This window comes from Vibrio sp. 1978 (assembly GCF_033344345.1).
The window spans coordinates 1-677 of the sequence record NZ_JAWPOP010000509.1; the positions used below are offsets into that span (position 1 = coordinate 1).

1 protein-coding gene is annotated in these 677 nt (G+C 47.1%); it reads right to left on the minus strand.

Going from position 1 to position 677, the window contains the following annotated elements:
* On the minus strand, nucleotides 1-677 hold a 677-nt coding region (locus tag R8N49_RS27530), incomplete at both ends, for a citrate/2-methylcitrate synthase (RefSeq protein ID WP_318190505.1).

The window sequence follows — 677 nt, forward strand, 5'->3', positions numbered from 1 at the left end:
TTTCGCCTTTGTAAAGCTGACGTGGACGACCGATACGGTTTAGTGGGTCGCTGTGCATCTCGTTCCAGTGGGCAATCCAACCAATAGTACGAGAAATCGCGAAGATAACCGTAAACATTGATACAGGAATACCGATCGCTTTCAGAATGATACCTGAATAGAAATCTACGTTCGGGTATAGCTTCTTAGAAACAAAGTACTCGTCAGAAAGAGCGATACGCTCAAGTTCCATTGCTACGTCCAGCAGAGGATCTTTAATGTTGAGCTCTTTTAGAACTTCGTGACATGTTTCGCGCATTACGGTCGCACGTGGATCGTAGTTCTTGTAAACACGGTGACCGAAGCCCATCAAACGGAATGGGTCATCTTTGTCTTTCGCACGTTCCACGTATTCTGGAATGTTATCCACGCTGCCGATTTCTTCTAGCATCTTCAGACATGCTTCGTTTGCGCCACCGTGAGCTGGGCCCCAAAGTGATGCGATACCAGCGGCAATACATGCGAATGGGTTTGCACCAGAAGAACCTGCTAAACGGACTGTTGATGTCGACGCGTTTTGCTCGTGATCTGCGTGAAGTGTGAAGATTTTATCCATCGCACGAGCAACAACAGGGTTCACTTCATACTCTTCACATGGGTTAGCAAACATCATGTGTAGGAAGTTTTCCGCGTAGCTC